Below are 2,652 nucleotides of genomic sequence, written 5' to 3' on the forward strand. Positions count from 1 at the left end.
GTATATACGTCCGCCGTGACGGAAGGGCCCGGTACGCTCCCCGTTGAACCCGACCGTGCAGGTCCGCGATCAGTTGATCGAGGCCTCCTTCGTAGGTTCGCCAAGTCTGCCCGTCCACGCCGGGGGCCGCGTCACGCTTGAGCGCGTAGAACGCCGTCCTCAGCATTTCCGGGTTGATGTGGTGGAAGAGCGCGGTGAACTTCTCCTTCTTCCTTTGCCTTGCGGCTTGCCGTATGCGGTCCAGCGCATGGGACACACTTGCCCGGTCCTGCGCCCGGCGCGTGCTTTGCTGGTCCGCATTCCCCTTGGTTCCCGCCCTTCGCTCCTCCTGCTCCGTAGCCGGCAGGCCGGCCTTGTTCGCAGGGTTACTCGCTACTATGGCGGAATCAGACCCCTCGTGACCGTTCGTCACCGGCTACGGCTCCTCGCCTTCCCGATGCGGACCAGCCATGGCACGCCATGCTGGCCAATCACGAGGTCTCCCGGTTCCCGCGCAAGGAGCGTCCATGCATGCCAGGGTCTACGACCACGCCGGGTCGGGCAGGCACTTGCGATATCGCACCCTTCCGTATTGCCTTCCGCTGGATAGATGGCGTCGGCACCCGGGATAAGATCTGTTTCGCAATGGCTGGCCTGCATGCTCCCCTGTCAACGCTTCGCGCACAGCCTCACGGCTGCCCGCGCCTCGGGGCCAATGTGGATCGCTACTCCTTCATCGTGATGGACTTTCACCATCTACTCCTTGCCGGTTTGTACCGGCGCTCCTATCCGCATCGATCTTGGCGCATTTTCGTCTCCGCGGAATTCTTATGTTTAGCGGCGTGGCCACGACTGTTCATCCCGCCAATAATGGCTGGTCCTGCATGGTATAGCGGTATAGCTAACCAAGACGATCTTCAGCGGTGCGCCACGGCCGAAGCGTGTAGGGCCTCGACGAAGGCCTTCTGCATCTGCACGTACTCGGGGCGGTTGAGCTGGTTTTCGTTGAGCCAGGCGGAGTGGATGGCAATCACCACCTTGTTATTCGGATAGACGAGGATCCGCTGGCCAGCGAATCCACTGTGATCGTAGCCGTCATTGGAGATATACCAGAAATACCCATAGCCAATCCGATCATACCGATCAGATCTGGAGGGGAAGATCACTTGAGCACTGGTCGCCTCCGCCAACCAGTCTGGCGGCAGCACCTGGACGCCGCCCGCCTTGCCGCCTTCCATCATGAACTGTCCGAAGCGGGCTAAGTCGCGCAGGCTCATGGCGAGGCCGCCGCCGGCGTGCTCGTAGCCTGCCGCATCCACCGTCCAGACCGCGTCCTCCTCCATCCCGTAGGGCTGCCAGAGCTTCTCCGAAAGGTACTCTGAGAGCAACTTGCCGACCGCATTTGAGACCAAGATCCCGGCCAGGTGGGTGTCGGCAGTACTGTAATTGTACTTGGTGCCCGGCTGATCCGCTCTGGGCATGCGGCGCATGTACGAGACGACTGGACTGACGTCAGACTCGAGCACCGGGTACCACAAGGAGTACACGTCTGAGCGAGGGTCCATGTCATCTTCCACGCTGTACTTCACGCCCGAGGTCATGGTCATAAGCTGGCGGATGGTCACGCCCTCGTAAGCGCTGCCTTTGAGCTCATGAATATAGTCGGTGACTAGATCATCCATACTTTTGATGGCGCCATCCTGGATCGCAGCGCCGACCAGCATCGAAGTCACCGACTTGGAGACGGAATTGCATAGCCAGATGTCCTTTTCCGTACGCCCGAGGTTGTAACGCTCCAAGATCACTTGGCCGTGCTTGAGTACGATGACGCCCGAGGTGCGCGCGGCCTCCATATAGCGATCCACGTCCATGGCCTGGCCGTTCCAGGTCCACTGGGCCGAGATCTGCTGGACAGCCACCGGCAGCGCGTGAACGTGCTCCCCGCGTTGCACCACATGGTGCCGAGCGATCTTCTTGATCTCGCGATAGCCGAAGACTTGCTCGTCTGGATTCCAGAACGCTCCGCCGCTAACCGGAGGCAGGGACGCGGCGTCCTTGTTACGTCCTTTCATACTCAATTTCCTCTTATTTTCATAGCCTCTCGACATTCTTAGAGGCTTATGGGCGCAAGAAAATTCCTATACCTCCATCTGCATACTTAGTAGGGGGATTTTCATGGGCCCCGAGGATGAGAAGCGCCACAAATGGTGTGCTCTACGAGACCTGAACGACTAGTATCGCAGGGACCATCGTGTCGGGATTTGCCATCCAACGAGGCGGCCATGATAGCCGCCATCGTAGGCGACGATTGCAGATGTTCGTTAGCTCATCTTCAACCGCTCTCACCCAAGTTTACCAACCACTTCCCTTCAAGTCGGTCAACTTTGCCTCAAGTTCTTCTAAGTTTTCGGCAGCTGTCCCTTTTCCCGAGAGCGTATCATTGACGGCGGTATAGAAGTAGGTGTTCGCCTCGTTCCACTTAGTCTTAAGAACCGCCGAAGGGAGTTTAGCTCCGCCGTGAATTACCCCTTTCATCATAGGCATAAAAGGCTGGGCAGCAACTACGTCCGGATCGTCAAAGAGCGATGGGATGGTAGGCATGTCTCCAAGCTGAAGCGCGGCGTCCTTCTGCACTTCAGCCGAAGCCAAGAACTTTACCAACTCGATGGCCTC

Annotated in this window: 1 protein-coding gene and 2 pseudogenes; all 3 read right to left on the bottom strand. The window is 58.6% G+C overall.

The features are described 5' to 3' along the window. A pseudogene (locus EOA85_RS38300) lies at nucleotides 1-256 on the bottom strand (maturase); the annotation flags it as partial. Nucleotides 257-896: 640 nt separating this feature from the next. Further along, a complete protein-coding gene (locus tag EOA85_RS32160) occupies nucleotides 897-2,051 on the bottom strand; it encodes a serine hydrolase (RefSeq protein ID WP_164760024.1) in 1,155 nt (384 codons plus the stop codon). Between the two features lie 280 nt (nucleotides 2,052-2,331). Beyond that, nucleotides 2,332-2,652: pseudogene (locus EOA85_RS37840) on the bottom strand (ABC transporter substrate-binding protein); the annotation flags it as partial.

Origin of the sequence: Mesorhizobium sp. M5C.F.Ca.IN.020.29.1.1 (genome assembly GCF_003997375.1) — a bacterium.
Taxonomy (GTDB): domain Bacteria; phylum Pseudomonadota; class Alphaproteobacteria; order Rhizobiales; family Rhizobiaceae; genus Mesorhizobium; species Mesorhizobium wenxiniae.

Excerpts from the sequence above, each read along its gene's own strand:
- EOA85_RS32160 (WP_164760024.1), bottom strand. The coding sequence starts at position 2,051 with ATGAAAGGACGTAACAAGGACGCCGCGTCCCTGCCTCCGGTTAGCGGC.